Below are 13,785 nucleotides of genomic sequence, written 5' to 3'. Positions count from 1 at the left end.
AGTACCCCACGTGATCAAACACAAGAAAGCCCAGTGGCCCTGGCATGGGCTGACCGCCCTGGTCCTGGTGGGCCTGGCGTTCAGCCTGTACCTGGCCACCTCGATGATTTCCTACGAGTGGCGCTGGAACCGCGTCCCGCAGTACTTCGCCTACAAGGCCGAGGAAGCACAGCGCGCCGCCGGTTACGGCACCGTTCAGGAGATCGTCGTCTCCGGCGACAATGCCCGTGTCACGCTGAAAGACGAGAACGGTGGCGAGCAGGTGCTCGACGTGGCCAAGGACAGCCTGCAACTGAGCCGCGGCGACGACGTCTCCGAAGGCGACCAGATTGGCGTGACGCGCCATTGGGCTGCCGGTCCGCTGGCCTGGGGCCTGTGGACCACGCTATGGATTTCGGTGGTATCCGGTGCCCTGGGCCTGGTGATCGGCCTGTTTGCCGGCCTCTGCCGCCTGTCCAGCAACCCGACCCTGCGTGACTTGTCGACGGTATACGTCGAACTGGTGCGCGGTACCCCGCTGCTGGTGCAGATCTTCATCTTCTACTTCTTCATCGGTACGGTGCTTAACCTCTCCCGCGAGTTTGCCGGGGTCGCCGCGCTGGCGCTGTTCACCGGCGCCTACGTGGCGGAAATCGTGCGTGCCGGCGTGCAGTCCATCGCCAAGGGCCAGAACGAAGCCGCCCGCTCGCTGGGCCTGAACGCGGGCCAGTCGATGCGTCATGTGATCCTGCCGCAGGCGTTCAAGCGTGTGCTGCCGCCTCTGGCCGGGCAGTTCATCAGCCTGGTCAAGGACACCTCGCTGGTGTCGGTGATCGCCATCACCGAACTGACCAAGAGCGGCCGCGAGGCCATCACCACCTCGTTCTCGACTTTCGAGATCTGGTTCTGCGTGGCAGGCCTGTACCTGCTGATCAACCTGCCGCTGTCGCACCTGGCCAGCCGGCTCGAGCGGAGGCTTGCGCAAAGTGATTGAAGTCCGTGACCTGCTGAAAGTCTTCGACACCCGTGGCCACGTGGTACGCGCTGTGGATAACGTCACCACCCAGGTCGCCAAGGGCGAAGTGGTGGTGGTGCTCGGCCCGTCGGGTTCGGGCAAGTCGACCTTCCTGCGCTGCCTCAACGGCCTGGAGCATTTCGACGAAGGCCATGTGGCCATCGATGGCCTGCAACTGGCCGACCCGAAGACCGACATCAACGCCTACCGCCGCGAAGTCGGCATGGTGTTCCAGCACTTCAACCTGTTTCCGCACATGACCGTGCTGGAAAACCTGTGCCTGGCGCAGAAAGTGGTGCGCAAGCGCAACAAGGCCGAGCGCGAGGCCAAGGCCCGAGCGCTGCTGGAGAAGGTCGGCATCGCGCAGAAGGCCAACGAATATCCGTCACGCCTGTCCGGCGGCCAGCAGCAGCGGGTGGCGATCGCCCGCGCCCTGGCCATGGACCCGAAAGTGATGCTGTTCGACGAGCCGACTTCGGCGCTGGACCCGGAAATGGTCGGCGAGGTGCTGGACGTGATGAAGACCCTCGCTCAGGAGGGCATGACCATGGTCTGCGTGACCCACGAGATGGGCTTTGCCCGCGAAGTGGCGGACCGCGTGCTGTTCTTCGACCATGGCAAGTTGCTGGAGGACTCGGCGCCAGCGGCATTCTTCGCTGCGCCGAAGGACCCGCGCGCGCAGGCCTTCCTGCGTCAGGTGCTGTAACCACCAGGGGCGCTTTGCGCCCCTTTCGCGCCGCAAGGCCAGTCCTGCAGAGGTAGGCGATCTCGTGCAGGAGCGGCCTTGCGTGGCGAAAGGGCTGCAAGGCAGCCCCGGCAAACTCAAATGCTGAACCGCCTCACCATCCCCCGCAGCTGTTGCCCCAACTGCTCCAGTTCCCCGCTCGAAGCCGCCGTCTGCTCGCTGGCCGCGCTGGTCTGATCCGAAACGTCCCGCACATTCAGCACGCTACGGTTGATCTGTTCGGCGACCACGCTCTGTTCTTCACTGGCCGTGGCGATCTGCTGGTTCATGCCCTGGATGCTCGATACCGTGTCGGTAATCTGGCCTAACGCATGCCCGGCCCTGCGGCTCAGTTCCACGCTTTGCTCGGTCAGGCTCTTGCTGTTGTCCAGCAGCCGGGTCACTTCATCGGTACCGCTGTGCAAGCTGTCGATCAGTTGGCCGATTTCTTCTGTCGCGGTCGAAGTGCGCTGGGCCAGGCCACGGACTTCGTCGGCCACCACGGCAAAGCCGCGCCCGGCTTCACCGGCCCGTGCCGCTTCGATCGCTGCGTTCAGGGCGAGCAGGTTGGTCTGTTCGGACACCGACTTGATCACATCGAGGATGCTGCCGATGCGCTGGCTTTCGCCGGCCAGGTGCTGCATGGCCGCCAGGCAGTGGTCCATCTGCCTGGCCAGTTGCTCGATCCGGCCGATGGCCTCTGCCACCACCTGGTCGCCCATCTGCGCCTGCTGATCGGCATTTGTCGCGGCCAACGAGGCCTGTTCGGCGTTCTGTGCGACTTCTTGCACCGTGGCGCTCATCTGGTTCATGGCGGTGGCCACCTGGTCGGTTTCCTCGCGCTGCTGGTTGATGCGCAGCTTGGTATCCTCGCTGCTGGTCGCCAGCTCCGAGGCGGCCTGTGAAAGCTGGCCGACGCCTTGGTCTATGCCGCCGATCAGCTCGCGCAGGCTCAAGGTCATGTCGCGCATGCTGCCTTGCAACTGGCCCATCTCGTCACGTCGCTGCACGGCTTCGACCTGGCTCAGGTCGCCTTTGGCAATGCGCGCAGCCACGCCCAGGGTCTGGCGCAGGGGCTGGGTAATCTGCAAGGTGATCAGCCAGCTGGCCAGCACACCCACCACCAGCGCCAGCAATGCCACGCTGGTCAGCAGCGAGCGGGCGGCCAGGGCTTCGCTGTCGCGTTGCTCGATCTTGCGCTTGCCCAGTTCCAGGCTTACGGCACGCAGCTCGTCGCCCATTGTTTCCAGGTTGTTCTGTAGCTGCTCGACGCGCACGGCGGCGCGGCGGTATTGCTCCAGGCTGGTGCGGTACCTGGCCAGTTCGGCTGTCGGCTGTTCGGTCAGGGTACGGGGCAAGCCTAGCGGGACAAGGCCTTTGAGCAACTGCTCAAGGCTGCTGTCGGCGGCAGCCAGGGCGCTGTTTCCGACCTTGGCGAAGTCTTCGACAGGGGAAAAGGTGTAAGCCGGCACCAGGCTCTGCTGGTTGGCGCCGTCGATGTGCCGGCTTACCGTGTCCATCAGGCCGAGTATGCCTCTTTGCTGGCTGTCGGCGCCCATCCTCAGCAAGGCCTGGGTCTGCAGTTCGTCGATCGCGTCGTTGAGTTTCTGCTCCTGGGCCTGCATGGCCTGGCGCAGGGCGGTACGGGCGGCGACGCTGCGTTGCAGTTCGCTGAAGTCGTCACGCAGGCGCTGCAACAGTGCCAGTTTTTCACTGAGTATCTGCCGGGATTCGTTGACGTTGCTGCGTTGCAGCAGGGTGGTCAGCCTGTTGTTCAGCTGGTCGAGGATGGTGCTGATCTGTGCTTTGCTGGTGTCATCGCTGAGGACGCGGTAGGTAATGCGTTCCGCGCGCAGGTCCTTGGTCAGGTCGTTGATCAGGCCTATTTCGCTGAGTTGCTGCGAGCGCACGATGGCGCCATCCAGCGCGCGCCAGCCGCTGATCGTGGTTGCCATGGTAAGCAGCAACACCACGGCGAAGCCGAGGGCGAGCTTGGCACCGACACTGATGTTGCCGAGCTTGCGGTTGAGGTAGCCGAGCATGGTGAGTCTCCGTGCAATTGGGGAGGGGATGCGGGCGCAGTGCCACATCACACCTCTGCCAATCGGCAGCGGAGTTGTAGGACTTGACCTGAAAATCAGGTAGGAAATTTCACCCTAGCAGGTAGGAATGATCAGCCTGCGCTGGCCCCCTCGTGGGTAAACCCACTTCCACAGGTACAGCACAGGCTACTCATTCACCCAATCAGAGCTTGAATCGCCCCACCAACCCCTGCAGGTGGGTACCCAGCCGCGCCAGCTCCACGCTTGAGCTGGCCGTCTCTTCACTGGCTGCCGAGGTCTGGTCGGAAATGTCCCGCACGTTCATCACGCTGCGGTTGATCTCCTCGGCCACTGCCGTCTGCTGTTCCGCGGCGGTGGCGATCTGCTGGTTCATCGCCTGGATCGACGACACGGTCCGGGTAATGGTCTCGAGTGAACTGCCGGCGCGGCGGGTCAGTTCGACGCTGCTGTCGGTCAACTGGCGGCTGCTGTCCATCACGCTGGCCACACGCTGGGTGCCGCTCTGCAGGCCGGCGATCAGCTCTTCGATTTCCTCGGTGGATTGTTGCGTTCGCTGGGCCAGGCTGCGCACCTCATCGGCAACCACGGCAAAGCCACGCCCGGCCTCACCGGCACGGGCGGCCTCGATCGCCGCGTTGAGGGCCAGCAGGTTGGTCTGCTGGGCTACCGACTTGATCACATCGAGCACGCTGCCGATCTTGTCACTCTCGGCCTTGAGCTGGTTCATGGCCTCGCTGGAGTTGACCACTTCGCCCGCCAGGCGCTCGATCTGCGCCACCGCTTCGCCCACCACGCGGTCGCCTTCGCGGGCCTGCTGGTCGGCTACCAGCGCGGCTTCCGAGGCCTGCTCGGCATTGCGGGCCACTTCGTGCACGGTCGCGGTCATCTGGTTCATGGCGGTCGCCACCTGGTCGGTTTCGACCTTCTGGTTGTTGACCCCGGCGCTGGTCTGCTCGGTCACCGCCGACAGCTCCTCTGCGGCGCTGGCGATCTGCGTGACGCCATCGCCGATGCCGCCGATCAGTTCGCGCAGGCCCTGGGTCATGCGCTGCATGCTGGCCTGCAGCTGGCCGAGTTCGTCGCGGCGTTGCACCTGGGGTTGCTGGGTCAGGTCGCCACTGGCCACCTGTTCGGCGGCGCGCAGGGTCTGGCGCAGCGGGATGATGATCTGCCGGGAGATGGTCCAGGCCGCCAGCAAGCCCAGGGCCAGGGCCAGGGCGGTGGCCAGGGCGAGCAGGCTCTTGGCCTGGGCGGCGCCGGCGTTGCGTACCTCGGTCTGCGAAGCGGTCATCGCCTGGCTGGTCTGCAACAGCACCGTGCCGTGCGCGACCATGTCTTGCAGGGCCTGCTCGGTAGCGGCCTGGGCGTTGCCGAACTGGGTTACCGCGTCACGGTAGCCAGCCATGGCAGTGGCGGCGTCGTCCAGGCTGGCGGCATGTTCGGCAGGCACCTTGGCCGGCAACGCGCGCAACTCGGCGAGGGCCTGGTCGATGGCCTTGAGTGCGGTTTGCTGGAAGTCGGCATTGCCGCTGTAGGTGTAGCCGCGCACCTGGAAGCGCGCCTGTTGCAGCAAGGCACTGACCTCAACAGCGTACTGGTATTGGCTGATATCGCCACCTTGCAGCAGGCTACGCTGTACGCGGCCGACCAGTTCCGTGGCCTTGTCGGCTGTGTCGCCAAGCAAGCTGCGGCTGGCCTCGCGACGTTGCCCGGCCTGTTTCAGCTCGCTGAATGCCTGCTGGTAGCCGCGCACGGCCTCGCGCTGTTGCTCCAGGCGCTGGCGGTCGGCGGGTTGTTCGATCTGCGTGAGCATCAGCTGAACCTGGCGGTCGAGGTTGGCCAGGGCTTTTTCCAGCTCTGCCACCGACGCGTCGTCACGCTGGCGCTGGTATTGCTGGCGGGCGATGCGCAGATCCTGGGTATATTCCAGAATGACCGAGATGTTACCCAGCTTGTCGCCACGGTTGACGATGCTGTCCATGCCGTACCAGCCAGTCAGGGTGGTGGCCAGGGTCAATAGCAGCACGAGACCAAAGCCCAGGCCCAGTTTGCGACTGACGCTCACGTTGCCCAACGATTGGGCGATCCATTGATACATGTGAAATCCCCTGGCCGGCTTGGCAGCACGAATATGTGTTGTTGTTGCCAAGGCCATCGGCGCGGGGGAGGGAAACTTTATGGGTAAAAGTTGACTTGTTTGTCAGAATATCCGTGAAAGCAGGGCGGTCACAGCGGTCTCTACCCGCAGGATGCGCTCACCCAGTTGCACCGGCGTCAGGCCGGCCTGGCCCAACAGCTCCACTTCGTAGGGGATCCAGCCGCCCTCCGGGCCGATGGCCAGGGTCACGGTTTGCTCCACGGCACGTGGGCAGGCAGGGTAGGGGCCGGGGTGGCCGACCAGGCCCAGGGTGCCTGCGGCGATGGATGGCAGGCGATCTTCGACGAACGGTTTGAAGCGTTTCTCGATGATCACCTCGGGCAGCACAGTGTCACGTGCCTGTTCCAGGCCGAGGATCAGGTTCTCGCGAATGCTGTCGGGGTGCAGGAAAGGGGTTTGCCAGAAGCTTTTCTCGACCTTGTAGCTGTTCACCAGGATCAGCCGCGGTACGCCCAGGGTGGCTACGGTCTGGAACAGCCGACGCAGCATTTTCGGACGAGGAACGGCCAGCACCAGGGTCAACGGCAGTTTGGCCGGTGGCTGCTGGTCGAAGACGACTTCCAGTTCGGCCTCGTGGGTTTCCAGGCGCAATACCGTGGCCTTGCCCATCAGGCCGTTGATACGGCCAACGCGCAGATTGTCGCCCACCGTCACGCGGTGGATCTCCTGCATGTGGGTGAAGCGCCGGTCAGCAAGAACGACGCGGTCGGCCGCGACGAAGTCGGCCTCTTCAAGAAGCAACAGGTTCACGGCTGGGTCGCTGGCGGCTGGTCGTTGTGGTCATTGGCGGCGTTGTCGTCGGCTTCGCTGCGCTTGCGGATCAGGCTGCCGCACAGCACGCCGATCTCGAACAGCAGCCACATGGGTACGGCCAGCAGGGTCTGGGAGAAGATGTCCGGCGGGGTGAGAACCATGCCGACCACGAAGCAGCCGATGATCACGTAGGGGCGGATCTTCTTCAGGTATTTCACGTCGACCACGCCGATCCACACCAGCAGTACCACCGCCACCGGGATCTCGAAGGCCACGCCGAAGGCGAAGAACAGCGTCATCACGAAGTCCAGGTAACTGGCGATGTCGGTCATCATCGATACGCCTTCCGGCGTGGCACTGGCGAAGAAACCGAAGATCAGCGGGAATACCAGAAAATAGGCGAAGGCCATGCCGGCGTAGAACAACAGGATGCTCGACACCAGCAGCGGGATGGCGATGCGCTTTTCATGACGGTACAGCCCGGGTGCGATGAAGCCCCAGATCTGCTGGAGGATGAACGGGATCGCCAGGAACAGCGAGACGATCATGGTCAGCTTGAACGGTGTCAGGAACGGCGAGGCCACGTCGGTGGCGATCATCGTCGCATTCGCCGGCAAGTGCTCGCGCAGCGGCGCCGAGACCAGCGTGTAGATCTGCTGGGCGAAGGAGAACAGCCCGGCAAAAATGAGGAAAATGACGGCAACGCAGCGCAACAGGCGCGTGCGCAGTTCGGTCAGGTGCGATACCAGCGGCATCGGCTGGTCGTGTTCCGGGTTCTCGCTCATGGGGCTCGCGGCGGTTGGGGCGGTTCGGAAGGTGTGGCCGGGGCGGCAGCTGTCTCGACTGGCCGGGCTTCAAGCCCCGCAGGGGGCTGCACGACTGCAGTGGTGACCGGCGGCTGTGCCGGTGGGGTCATCGGGTTGAGGATGCGTCTGGCTTCCTCTTCCATCTGCAGGATGTGCTCGTTGTGCAGCTGGCGACGGATTTCGTCGGCGCCGATTTCGCGCTCTACTTCCATCTTGATGCTGTTGAAGCTGCGCTTGAGCCGACCGACCCACAGGCCCGCCGTGCGCGCGGCACCGGGCAGGCGCTCGGGGCCGAGCACCAGCAGGGCGACCAGGCCGACGAGCAGCAGCTCGCTGAAACTGATGCCGAACATGGGTCAGTCTTTCCGCTGCGGCTCTTGGACCGGCTGGGCCTGGCCTTCGATGGTATGGCCCTGGTTCGGCTGGGCAGTGTTCTGCACCGGTGGGACGGGCTGGGCTGGCGGCGGAGTCTGCTCGGCCGGCTTGTTCTCTTCGTCGCTCATGGCCTTGCGGAAGCCTTTGATCGACTCGCCCAGGTCGCTGCCGAAGTTCTTCAGCTTCTTGGTGCCGAACACCAGGACCACGACGACCAGCAGGACGATCCAGTGTTTCCAGTCAAAGATACCCATTTCGTACTCCTGAAAAATGTGTGTACAGCAAATCGATCCGGCAACACGCTCCCACAGGCGCCCGTCAGGCAGAAGGCGTTCGTGCTGCCTTCTCATCGTGCCCGGACAGCCCGAAACGGCGTTCCAGTTCATCGAGCACGGCTTGCGGATGCTGGCCCAGCGCGCTGAGCATTACCAGGCTATGAAACCACAGGTCGGCGGTTTCATAGATGACATCGCTGTAATCCTTGCTGACTGCAGCATCCTTGGCGGCAATGATCGTCTCGACCGATTCTTCGCCGAGCTTTTCCAGAATCTTGTTCAGGCCCTTGTGGTACAGGCTGGCCACGTAGGAGCTGTCGGGCGCCGCTTGCTTGCGTTCTTCAAGCACGTCGGCCAGGCGATTGAGGGTGTCGCTCATGTCAGTGTCCTACGCTGTAGATGGCATCCGGGTCCTTCAGGACCGGGTCGACGGTTTTCCACCGGCCGTCTTCGAAAACGCGGTAGAAGCAGCTTTCACGGCCGGTATGGCAGGCGATATGGCCCAGTTGCTCGACCATCAGGATGATCACGTCGGCATCGCAGTCCAGGCGCATTTCATGCAGCTTCTGCACATGCCCGGACTCCTCGCCCTTGCGCCACAGCTTGCCACGCGAACGCGACCAGTAGATGGCACGCTGTTCGGCGGCGGTCAGGGCCAGCGATTCGCGGTTCATCCAGGCCATCATCAGCACGCGTCCGGTCTTGTGGTCCTGGGCGATCGCCGGTACCAGGCCTTCGCTGTTCCACTTGATCTCGTCCAGCCAGTCTTTCATCGTCGACTCCAAAGCGGGCCCGCTCCTGTGCCGGGCCCTTTGCGCTAGTGTGCCAGCCATGCGCGCGGCTGGCTATTGGCGCACGATCAGGTAAAGGCCAGCAGCCAGCATCAGCCAAGCCGGCCAGGCAGTCGGGGCGGCCAGGCTGGCGGCCTCGGCAGGACCCGCCGCCAGCACCGCACCGCCGCCCAGCAGGCCGGCACCCAGCAGGCGCAGCGGCCAGCGGTCGCCCTGGCGCCGGCGCTCGGGGAGTTGCGGATCGTGCAGGTGCGGTTGTGACAGGCGTTCGAGCACGTCACGGGCCATGTCGGCCAGGTGCGGCAGCTGTTCGACCTGGCTGTGGATGTTGCCTAGCACGGCTTTCGGGCTCATGCGCTCACGCATCCAACGTTCCAGGAACGGCTTGGCGGTGCTCCACAAGTCCAGGTCGGGGTACAACTGGCGGCCCAGGCCTTCGATGTTGAGCAGGGTTTTCTGCAGCAGTACCAGCTGCGGCTGCACTTCCATGTTGAAGCGCCGGGCAGTCTGGAACAGGCGCATCAGCACCTGGCCGAAGGAAATATCCTTTAACGGTTTTTCGAAGATCGGTTCGCACACAGTGCGGATCGCCGCTTCGAATTCATTGACCTTGGTGTGCGCCGGGACCCAACCCGAGTCGATGTGCAACTGTGCAACGCGGCGGTAGTCACGCTTGAAGAAGGCGATCAGGTTGCGCGCCAGGTAGTCCTGGTCCTCGTCCGTCAGGCTGCCGACGATGCCGCAGTCGATGGCAATGTACTGTGGGCTCCAGGGCCGCACCGTGCTGACGAAGATGTTGCCGGGGTGCATGTCGGCGTGGAAGAAGCTGTCGCGGAACACCTGGGTGAAGAACACCTCCACCCCGCGCTCGGCCAGCATCTTCATGTCGGTGCGTTGATCGGCGAGGGTCGCCATGTCGGTTACCGGGACGCCGTAGATGCGTTCCATCACCAGCACCTTCGGCCGGCACCAGTCCCAGTACACCTGCGGCACATACATCAGCTCGGACCCTTCGAAATTACGTCGCAGCTGGCTGGCGTTGGCCGCTTCGCGCAGCAGGTCGAGTTCGTCGTAGATGGTCTTTTCATAATCGCCGACGATTTCCACCGGATGCAGCCGGCGGGCATCGGCAGAGGCACGCTCGGCGCCTTTGGCGATCAGGAACAGCCAGGCAATATCCGCAGCGATTACCGGCTTGAGGCCCGGCCGAACCACCTTGACCACCACCTCTTCGCCGCTTTTCAGGCGGGCTGCATGCACCTGGGCTACCGAGGCGGAGGCCAGGGGCTCGACGTCGAAGCGGCTGAACACTTCGCCCACCTTGGCACCGAGCTGTTCCTCGATCAGCGCCACGGCGTGTTGCGGGTCGAATGGCGGGACGCGGTCCTGCAGCAACATCAGCTCGTCGGCGATGTCGGTTGGCAGCAGGTCACGCCGGGTCGACAGCAACTGGCCGAACTTGATGAAGATCGGCCCCAGGTCCTGCAGCGCCAGGCGCAGGCGTGCGCCACGGCTGAGTTCGGACGGCTTGCGTGGCAGCCAGCGCCACGGCATCAGCAGCCGCAGGCTCATCAGCCACCAGGGCAGCGGGTAGTCGAACAGCAGGTCATCCAGCCGGTACCGGATGACGACGCGCTGGATGCGGAAAAGACGGCGGACGGCGAGCAGCTTCATGCGTTATCGCTGGTATCAAGGGATCGGGAGAGGCGCTTGATGCGCGCCTCGAGGCGTTCGGTATCAAGCTTGAGGGCATCGAGTTCGCTGAAGGCGGCTTCGGCTTCGCGTCTGCCGACCAGGGTGCGGGACTCTTCGGCCAGGTACTCGGAAAGGTTCTGGCTGAAGCGCGCCAGGCCCTGGCGGGTCCAGCGCGCACGCAGGCGGATGTGCCCGGCCAGCATGGCCGTGGCGACCGGGCCGAGCCAGCGCTGCAGCTCGTGTTCCCAGTCCAGTTCCAGGTCCTGCAGCACGCCGAACAGGTCGAGCAGCACGGCACTGTCGCCATGCAGCTCGACCTGAGGGCTGTGCAGCACCGCCGTCTTGTCCCTGGCCAGCGCCAGTTGCGCCAGGCTGCCGGCCGGGGCGCGCAGGCTGCAGTCGACCTCGCCTTCCCAGTGGGCGGCCAGCATCAGGCCCTGTTCATCGGGCAGGATGAATACCTGCAGGGCCGGTTGACGGCAGTCGATCTCGATGACCTTGCCTTCCAGCGCGGCCAGCCGCGGCAGGGCCGTGCTGTCCATGCGCAGGACGCGGTTCAGGCCATGTTCGACGCTGGCGAACAGCCCGGCCAGCAGCATCAGGGCTTGATTCCCCGGTGTACGGCGACAATGCCGCTGGTCATGTTGTGGTAGGTGACGCGGTCAAAGCCGGCGTCGACCATCATGGCCTTGAGGGTTTCCTGGTCGGGGTGCATGCGGATCGACTCGGCGAGGTAGCGGTAGCTGTCCGCGTCGTTGGTGATCAGCTTGCCGGCCAGGGGCATGAAGGCGAACGAGTAGGCGTCGTAGGCCTTGGACATCAGCTTGTTGGTCGGCTTGGAGAACTCCAGCACCAGCAGGCGGCCGCCCGGCTTGAGCACACGCAGCATCGAGCGGATGGCCTCGTCCTTGTGGGTGACGTTGCGCAGGCCGAAGGCGATGGTCACGCAGTCGAAATGGTTGTCCGGGAACGGCAGCTTCTCGGCATCGGCCTGGACGAACTCGATGTTGCCGGCCACGCCACGGTCGAGCAGGCGGTCACGGCCAACCTTGAGCATCGATTCGTTGATGTCGGCCAGCACCACCTGCCCGGTCGGTCCGACCAGCCGCGAGAACTTGGCGGCCAGGTCACCGGTACCGCCGGCGATGTCCAGTACGCGGTTGCCGGCGCGTACACCCGACAGCTCGATGGTGAAGCGCTTCCACAGGCGGTGCATGCCGCCGGAAAGCACGTCGTTCATCAGGTCGTACTTGGCCGCCACCGAGTGAAACACTTCGGCGACTTTCTTCGCCTTCTGGCTTTCAGGGACGTCCTGGTAACCGAAATGGGTGGTGGGTTCGGCTTGGTCGCCTTTGCGCTGGTCGTTCATATCGCTTCACCGGAAAAAATTACCGCCATTCTAGGGCGAACGGGCGGATTTGTCTTGGCGGGGTGTGCCAGTGGGCAGGGGCGGGCATAATGCCGATTATGTCTTCATCTCCAGGAACACCTGCATGACTCAGATCAGCGTCGAACGCAAACATTCCCTCGGCCGTGATGCCGCCCGTGCCAAGGCCGAGGCGCTGGTGGAAAGGCTGGTCCGTGAATACGACCTCAAGGCTACCTGGAACGGTGACCGGGTCGATGTGGCGCGCAGCGGTGCCAACGGCAGCGTGCATATCGGCGAAGACAGCATCCGCGTGGAGCTGAAGCTCGGCATGATGCTGTCGATGATGAGCGGCACGATCAAGGGCGAGATCGAGCGGGCACTGGACAAGGCCCTGGCCTGATCCCGTGCCGTGCTCTGCCTTCACCTTAGGGTGAAGATTCTAATTTCCCTCTCTACCTTGTGCTCAAGCCCAACCTCCATGGGCGGTTCCTCCTCCACTCATGAGCATGAGGTACAGAGCATGGCCAAAGTGACTGTGAAGAAAAAGGACGACGCCCCGGGTACGCTGGGCGAGGTGCGCGGCTACGCGCGCAAGATCTGGCTGGCGGGTATCGGCGCCTATGCGCGCGTGGGCCAGGAAGGCTCCGACTACTTCAACGAGCTGGTCAAGGCCGGTGAAGGCGTCGAGAAACGGGGCAAGAAGCGTATCGACAAGGAACTGGATGCGGCCAACAGCCAGATCGATGAAGCGACCCAGGCCGTTAGCCGCGTCCCGGGGCGGGTCGAAATTCAACTCGACAAAATCGAAAAAGCTTTCGACGCACGGGTAGGGCGCGCCTTGAATCGCCTGGGCATTCCGTCTAAACATGACGTTGAGGCGTTGTCCATCAAGCTTGAACAGCTGCACGAGCTGCTTGAGCGCGTCGCGCACAAACCATAAGGAGAGCAGGATGGCTGGCAAGAAGAATTCCGAGAAGGAAGGCAGCTCCTGGGTCGGCGGGATCGAGAAGTACTCCCGCAAGATCTGGCTGGCAGGGCTGGGTATTTATTCGAAGATCGACCAGGACGGCTCGAAGCTGTTCGACTCGCTGGTGAAGGATGGCGAGAAGGCCGAGAAGCAAGCGAAGAAGACGGCTGAAGACGTGGCGGAAACCGCCAAGTCGTCGACCACTTCGCGTGTGTCTGGCGTCAAGGACCGTGCCCTGGGCAAGTGGAGCGAACTCGAAGAGGCCTTCGACAAGCGCCTGAACAGCGCCATCTCGCGCCTTGGCGTGCCGAGCCGCAACGAAATCAAGGCGCTGCACCAGCAGGTGGACAGCCTGACCAAGCAGATCGAGAAACTGACCGGTGCGTCGGTTACGCCGGTCTCGTCGCGTGCGGCCGCCAAGCCGGCTGCGAGCAAGGCAGCGGCCAAGCCACTGGCCAAGGCGGCAGCGGCCAAGCCTGCGGCGAAAACCGCGGCGGCCAAGCCGGCAGCCAAGGCAGCCGCGGTAAAACCGGCAGCCAAGACGGCAGCGGCGAAGCCTGCAGCCAAACCAGCGGCAACCAAGCCCGCAGCAAAACCGGCAGCGGCCAAGCCTGCGGCAGCGAAGAAGCCAGCGGTGAAAAAGGCTCCGGCCAAACCGGCCGCCGCCAAGCCGGCAGCGCCTGCCAGCAGTGCTGCGCCAGCTGCAACCGCCGCCCCGGCACCTGCCGCCGCCCCAGCCAGCAGCACGCCGTCGGCAGCCAATGGCAGCGGTACCCTGATCTGATACCGCGTCACCTGCTTCGCGGGCTCGCCCG

The 13,785-nt window shown here is 64.1% G+C and carries 16 protein-coding genes and 2 pseudogenes; 5 read left to right on the top strand and 13 right to left on the bottom strand.

Annotated elements, in window-relative coordinates; translation table 11 throughout:
- The first annotated feature begins 10 nt into the window (after positions 1–10).
- Entirely contained in the window at positions 11–973 is a 963-nt protein-coding gene (locus ACLEJP_RS11740; RefSeq protein ID WP_225779544.1) for an amino acid ABC transporter permease, read from the top strand.
- Positions 966–1,700, top strand: a complete 735-nt coding sequence (locus tag ACLEJP_RS11735) for an amino acid ABC transporter ATP-binding protein (RefSeq protein ID WP_085677999.1) — start codon at positions 966–968, stop codon at positions 1,698–1,700. The genes ACLEJP_RS11740 and ACLEJP_RS11735 overlap by 8 nt, the downstream gene beginning before the upstream one ends.
- A 116-nt stretch (positions 1,701–1,816) precedes the next feature.
- Here the strand turns inward: ACLEJP_RS11735 and ACLEJP_RS11730 are convergent, their stop codons facing one another.
- The 13 genes and pseudogenes from ACLEJP_RS11730 to ubiE form a co-directional block, all read right to left on the bottom strand.
- Complete coding sequence (locus tag ACLEJP_RS11730) at positions 1,817–2,521, bottom strand: methyl-accepting chemotaxis protein (protein WP_440806601.1); 705 nt, start codon at positions 2,519–2,521, stop codon at positions 1,817–1,819.
- A gap of 198 nt (positions 2,522–2,719) precedes the next feature.
- Positions 2,720–3,673: pseudogene (locus ACLEJP_RS11725) on the bottom strand (methyl-accepting chemotaxis protein); the annotation flags it as partial.
- 289 nt (positions 3,674–3,962) lie between these two features.
- Positions 3,963–4,676, bottom strand: coding sequence for a methyl-accepting chemotaxis protein (locus tag ACLEJP_RS11720; protein WP_440806600.1), 714 nt, complete (start codon positions 4,674–4,676; stop codon positions 3,963–3,965).
- A 141-nt stretch (positions 4,677–4,817) separates the two neighbouring features.
- Positions 4,818–5,762: pseudogene (locus ACLEJP_RS11715) on the bottom strand (methyl-accepting chemotaxis protein); the annotation flags it as partial.
- A gap of 219 nt (positions 5,763–5,981) precedes the next feature.
- On the bottom strand, positions 5,982–6,689 hold the full coding sequence (locus tag ACLEJP_RS11710) for a 16S rRNA (uracil(1498)-N(3))-methyltransferase (RefSeq protein ID WP_440806554.1): 708 nt from the start codon (positions 6,687–6,689) through the stop codon (positions 5,982–5,984).
- Positions 6,686–7,477, bottom strand: coding sequence for a twin-arginine translocase subunit TatC (gene tatC, locus ACLEJP_RS11705; protein WP_225779540.1), 792 nt, complete (start codon positions 7,475–7,477; stop codon positions 6,686–6,688). The genes ACLEJP_RS11710 and tatC overlap by 4 nt, the downstream gene beginning before the upstream one ends.
- The gene (gene tatB / locus ACLEJP_RS11700; protein ID WP_440806552.1) at positions 7,474–7,851 is read right to left on the bottom strand and encodes a Sec-independent protein translocase protein TatB; all 378 of its coding nucleotides are present in this window, start codon (positions 7,849–7,851) and stop codon (positions 7,474–7,476) included. Before tatB ends, tatC begins: the two co-directional genes overlap by 4 nt.
- Before the next feature lie 3 nt (positions 7,852–7,854).
- On the bottom strand, positions 7,855–8,127 hold the full coding sequence (locus ACLEJP_RS11695) for a twin-arginine translocase TatA/TatE family subunit (RefSeq protein ID WP_225779538.1): 273 nt from the start codon (positions 8,125–8,127) through the stop codon (positions 7,855–7,857).
- A 64-nt stretch (positions 8,128–8,191) separates the two neighbouring features.
- On the bottom strand, positions 8,192–8,527 hold the full coding sequence (locus tag ACLEJP_RS11690; protein ID WP_440806550.1) for a phosphoribosyl-ATP diphosphatase: 336 nt from the start codon (positions 8,525–8,527) through the stop codon (positions 8,192–8,194).
- A gap of 1 nt (position 8,528) precedes the next feature.
- Positions 8,529–8,921 (bottom strand): phosphoribosyl-AMP cyclohydrolase, encoded by a 393-nt coding sequence (gene hisI, locus ACLEJP_RS11685; protein ID WP_440806548.1) that lies wholly within the window; start codon positions 8,919–8,921, stop codon positions 8,529–8,531.
- 72 nt (positions 8,922–8,993) lie between these two features.
- A complete protein-coding gene (gene ubiB, locus ACLEJP_RS11680) occupies positions 8,994–10,613 on the bottom strand; it encodes a ubiquinone biosynthesis regulatory protein kinase UbiB (RefSeq protein ID WP_440806547.1) in 1,620 nt (539 codons plus the stop codon).
- Positions 10,610–11,233 (bottom strand): ubiquinone biosynthesis accessory factor UbiJ, encoded by a 624-nt coding sequence (locus ACLEJP_RS11675; RefSeq protein WP_440806544.1) that lies wholly within the window; start codon positions 11,231–11,233, stop codon positions 10,610–10,612. Before ACLEJP_RS11675 ends, ubiB begins: the two co-directional genes overlap by 4 nt.
- Entirely contained in the window at positions 11,233–12,003 is a 771-nt protein-coding gene (ubiE, locus tag ACLEJP_RS11670) for a bifunctional demethylmenaquinone methyltransferase/2-methoxy-6-polyprenyl-1,4-benzoquinol methylase UbiE (RefSeq protein WP_225779533.1), read from the bottom strand. The genes ACLEJP_RS11675 and ubiE overlap by 1 nt, the downstream gene beginning before the upstream one ends.
- Positions 12,004–12,127: 124 nt before the next feature.
- On the opposite strand from ubiE, the gene ACLEJP_RS11665 reads away from it, so the two are divergent.
- The 3 genes from ACLEJP_RS11665 (at position 12,128) to ACLEJP_RS11655 (ending at position 13,754) form a co-directional block, all read left to right on the top strand.
- Complete coding sequence (locus ACLEJP_RS11665; protein ID WP_440806540.1) at positions 12,128–12,403, top strand: polyhydroxyalkanoic acid system family protein; 276 nt, start codon at positions 12,128–12,130, stop codon at positions 12,401–12,403.
- A gap of 120 nt (positions 12,404–12,523) precedes the next feature.
- Positions 12,524–12,943, top strand: a complete 420-nt coding sequence (locus ACLEJP_RS11660; protein ID WP_440806538.1) for a phasin family protein — start codon at positions 12,524–12,526, stop codon at positions 12,941–12,943.
- Between the two features lie 10 nt (positions 12,944–12,953).
- Positions 12,954–13,754, top strand: coding sequence for a phasin family protein (locus tag ACLEJP_RS11655; RefSeq protein ID WP_440806537.1), 801 nt, complete (start codon positions 12,954–12,956; stop codon positions 13,752–13,754).
- The last annotated feature ends 31 nt before the right edge of the window (positions 13,755–13,785 follow it).

Source organism: Pseudomonas sp. SMV7, assembly GCF_052041995.1.
Lineage (GTDB): Bacteria > Pseudomonadota > Gammaproteobacteria > Pseudomonadales > Pseudomonadaceae > Aquipseudomonas.
Note: the sequence above shows the minus strand (reverse complement) of the source record. Positions and strands in the feature narration are given on the sequence as shown.

Excerpts from the sequence above, each read along its gene's own strand:
- ACLEJP_RS11675 (WP_440806544.1), bottom strand. The coding sequence starts at position 11,233 with ATGCTGCTGGCCGGGCTGTTCGCCAGCGTCGAACATGGCCTGAACCGC.
- tatB (WP_440806552.1), bottom strand. The coding sequence starts at position 7,851 with ATGTTCGGCATCAGTTTCAGCGAGCTGCTGCTCGTCGGCCTGGTCGCC.
- ACLEJP_RS11660 (WP_440806538.1), top strand. The coding sequence starts at position 12,524 with ATGGCCAAAGTGACTGTGAAGAAAAAGGACGACGCCCCGGGTACGCTG.
- ACLEJP_RS11690 (WP_440806550.1), bottom strand. The coding sequence starts at position 8,527 with ATGAGCGACACCCTCAATCGCCTGGCCGACGTGCTTGAAGAACGCAAG.
- ACLEJP_RS11655 (WP_440806537.1), top strand. The coding sequence starts at position 12,954 with ATGGCTGGCAAGAAGAATTCCGAGAAGGAAGGCAGCTCCTGGGTCGGC.
- ACLEJP_RS11695 (WP_225779538.1), bottom strand. The coding sequence starts at position 8,127 with ATGGGTATCTTTGACTGGAAACACTGGATCGTCCTGCTGGTCGTCGTG.
- tatC (WP_225779540.1), bottom strand. The coding sequence starts at position 7,477 with ATGAGCGAGAACCCGGAACACGACCAGCCGATGCCGCTGGTATCGCAC.
- ubiE (WP_225779533.1), bottom strand. The coding sequence starts at position 12,003 with ATGAACGACCAGCGCAAAGGCGACCAAGCCGAACCCACCACCCATTTC.
- ACLEJP_RS11730 (WP_440806601.1), bottom strand. The coding sequence starts at position 2,521 with ATGAGCGCCACGGTGCAAGAAGTCGCACAGAACGCCGAACAGGCCTCG.
- ACLEJP_RS11720 (WP_440806600.1), bottom strand. The coding sequence starts at position 4,676 with ATGAACCAGATGACCGCGACCGTGCACGAAGTGGCCCGCAATGCCGAG.
- ubiB (WP_440806547.1), bottom strand. The coding sequence starts at position 10,613 with ATGAAGCTGCTCGCCGTCCGCCGTCTTTTCCGCATCCAGCGCGTCGTC.
- ACLEJP_RS11665 (WP_440806540.1), top strand. The coding sequence starts at position 12,128 with ATGACTCAGATCAGCGTCGAACGCAAACATTCCCTCGGCCGTGATGCC.
- hisI (WP_440806548.1), bottom strand. The coding sequence starts at position 8,921 with ATGAAAGACTGGCTGGACGAGATCAAGTGGAACAGCGAAGGCCTGGTA.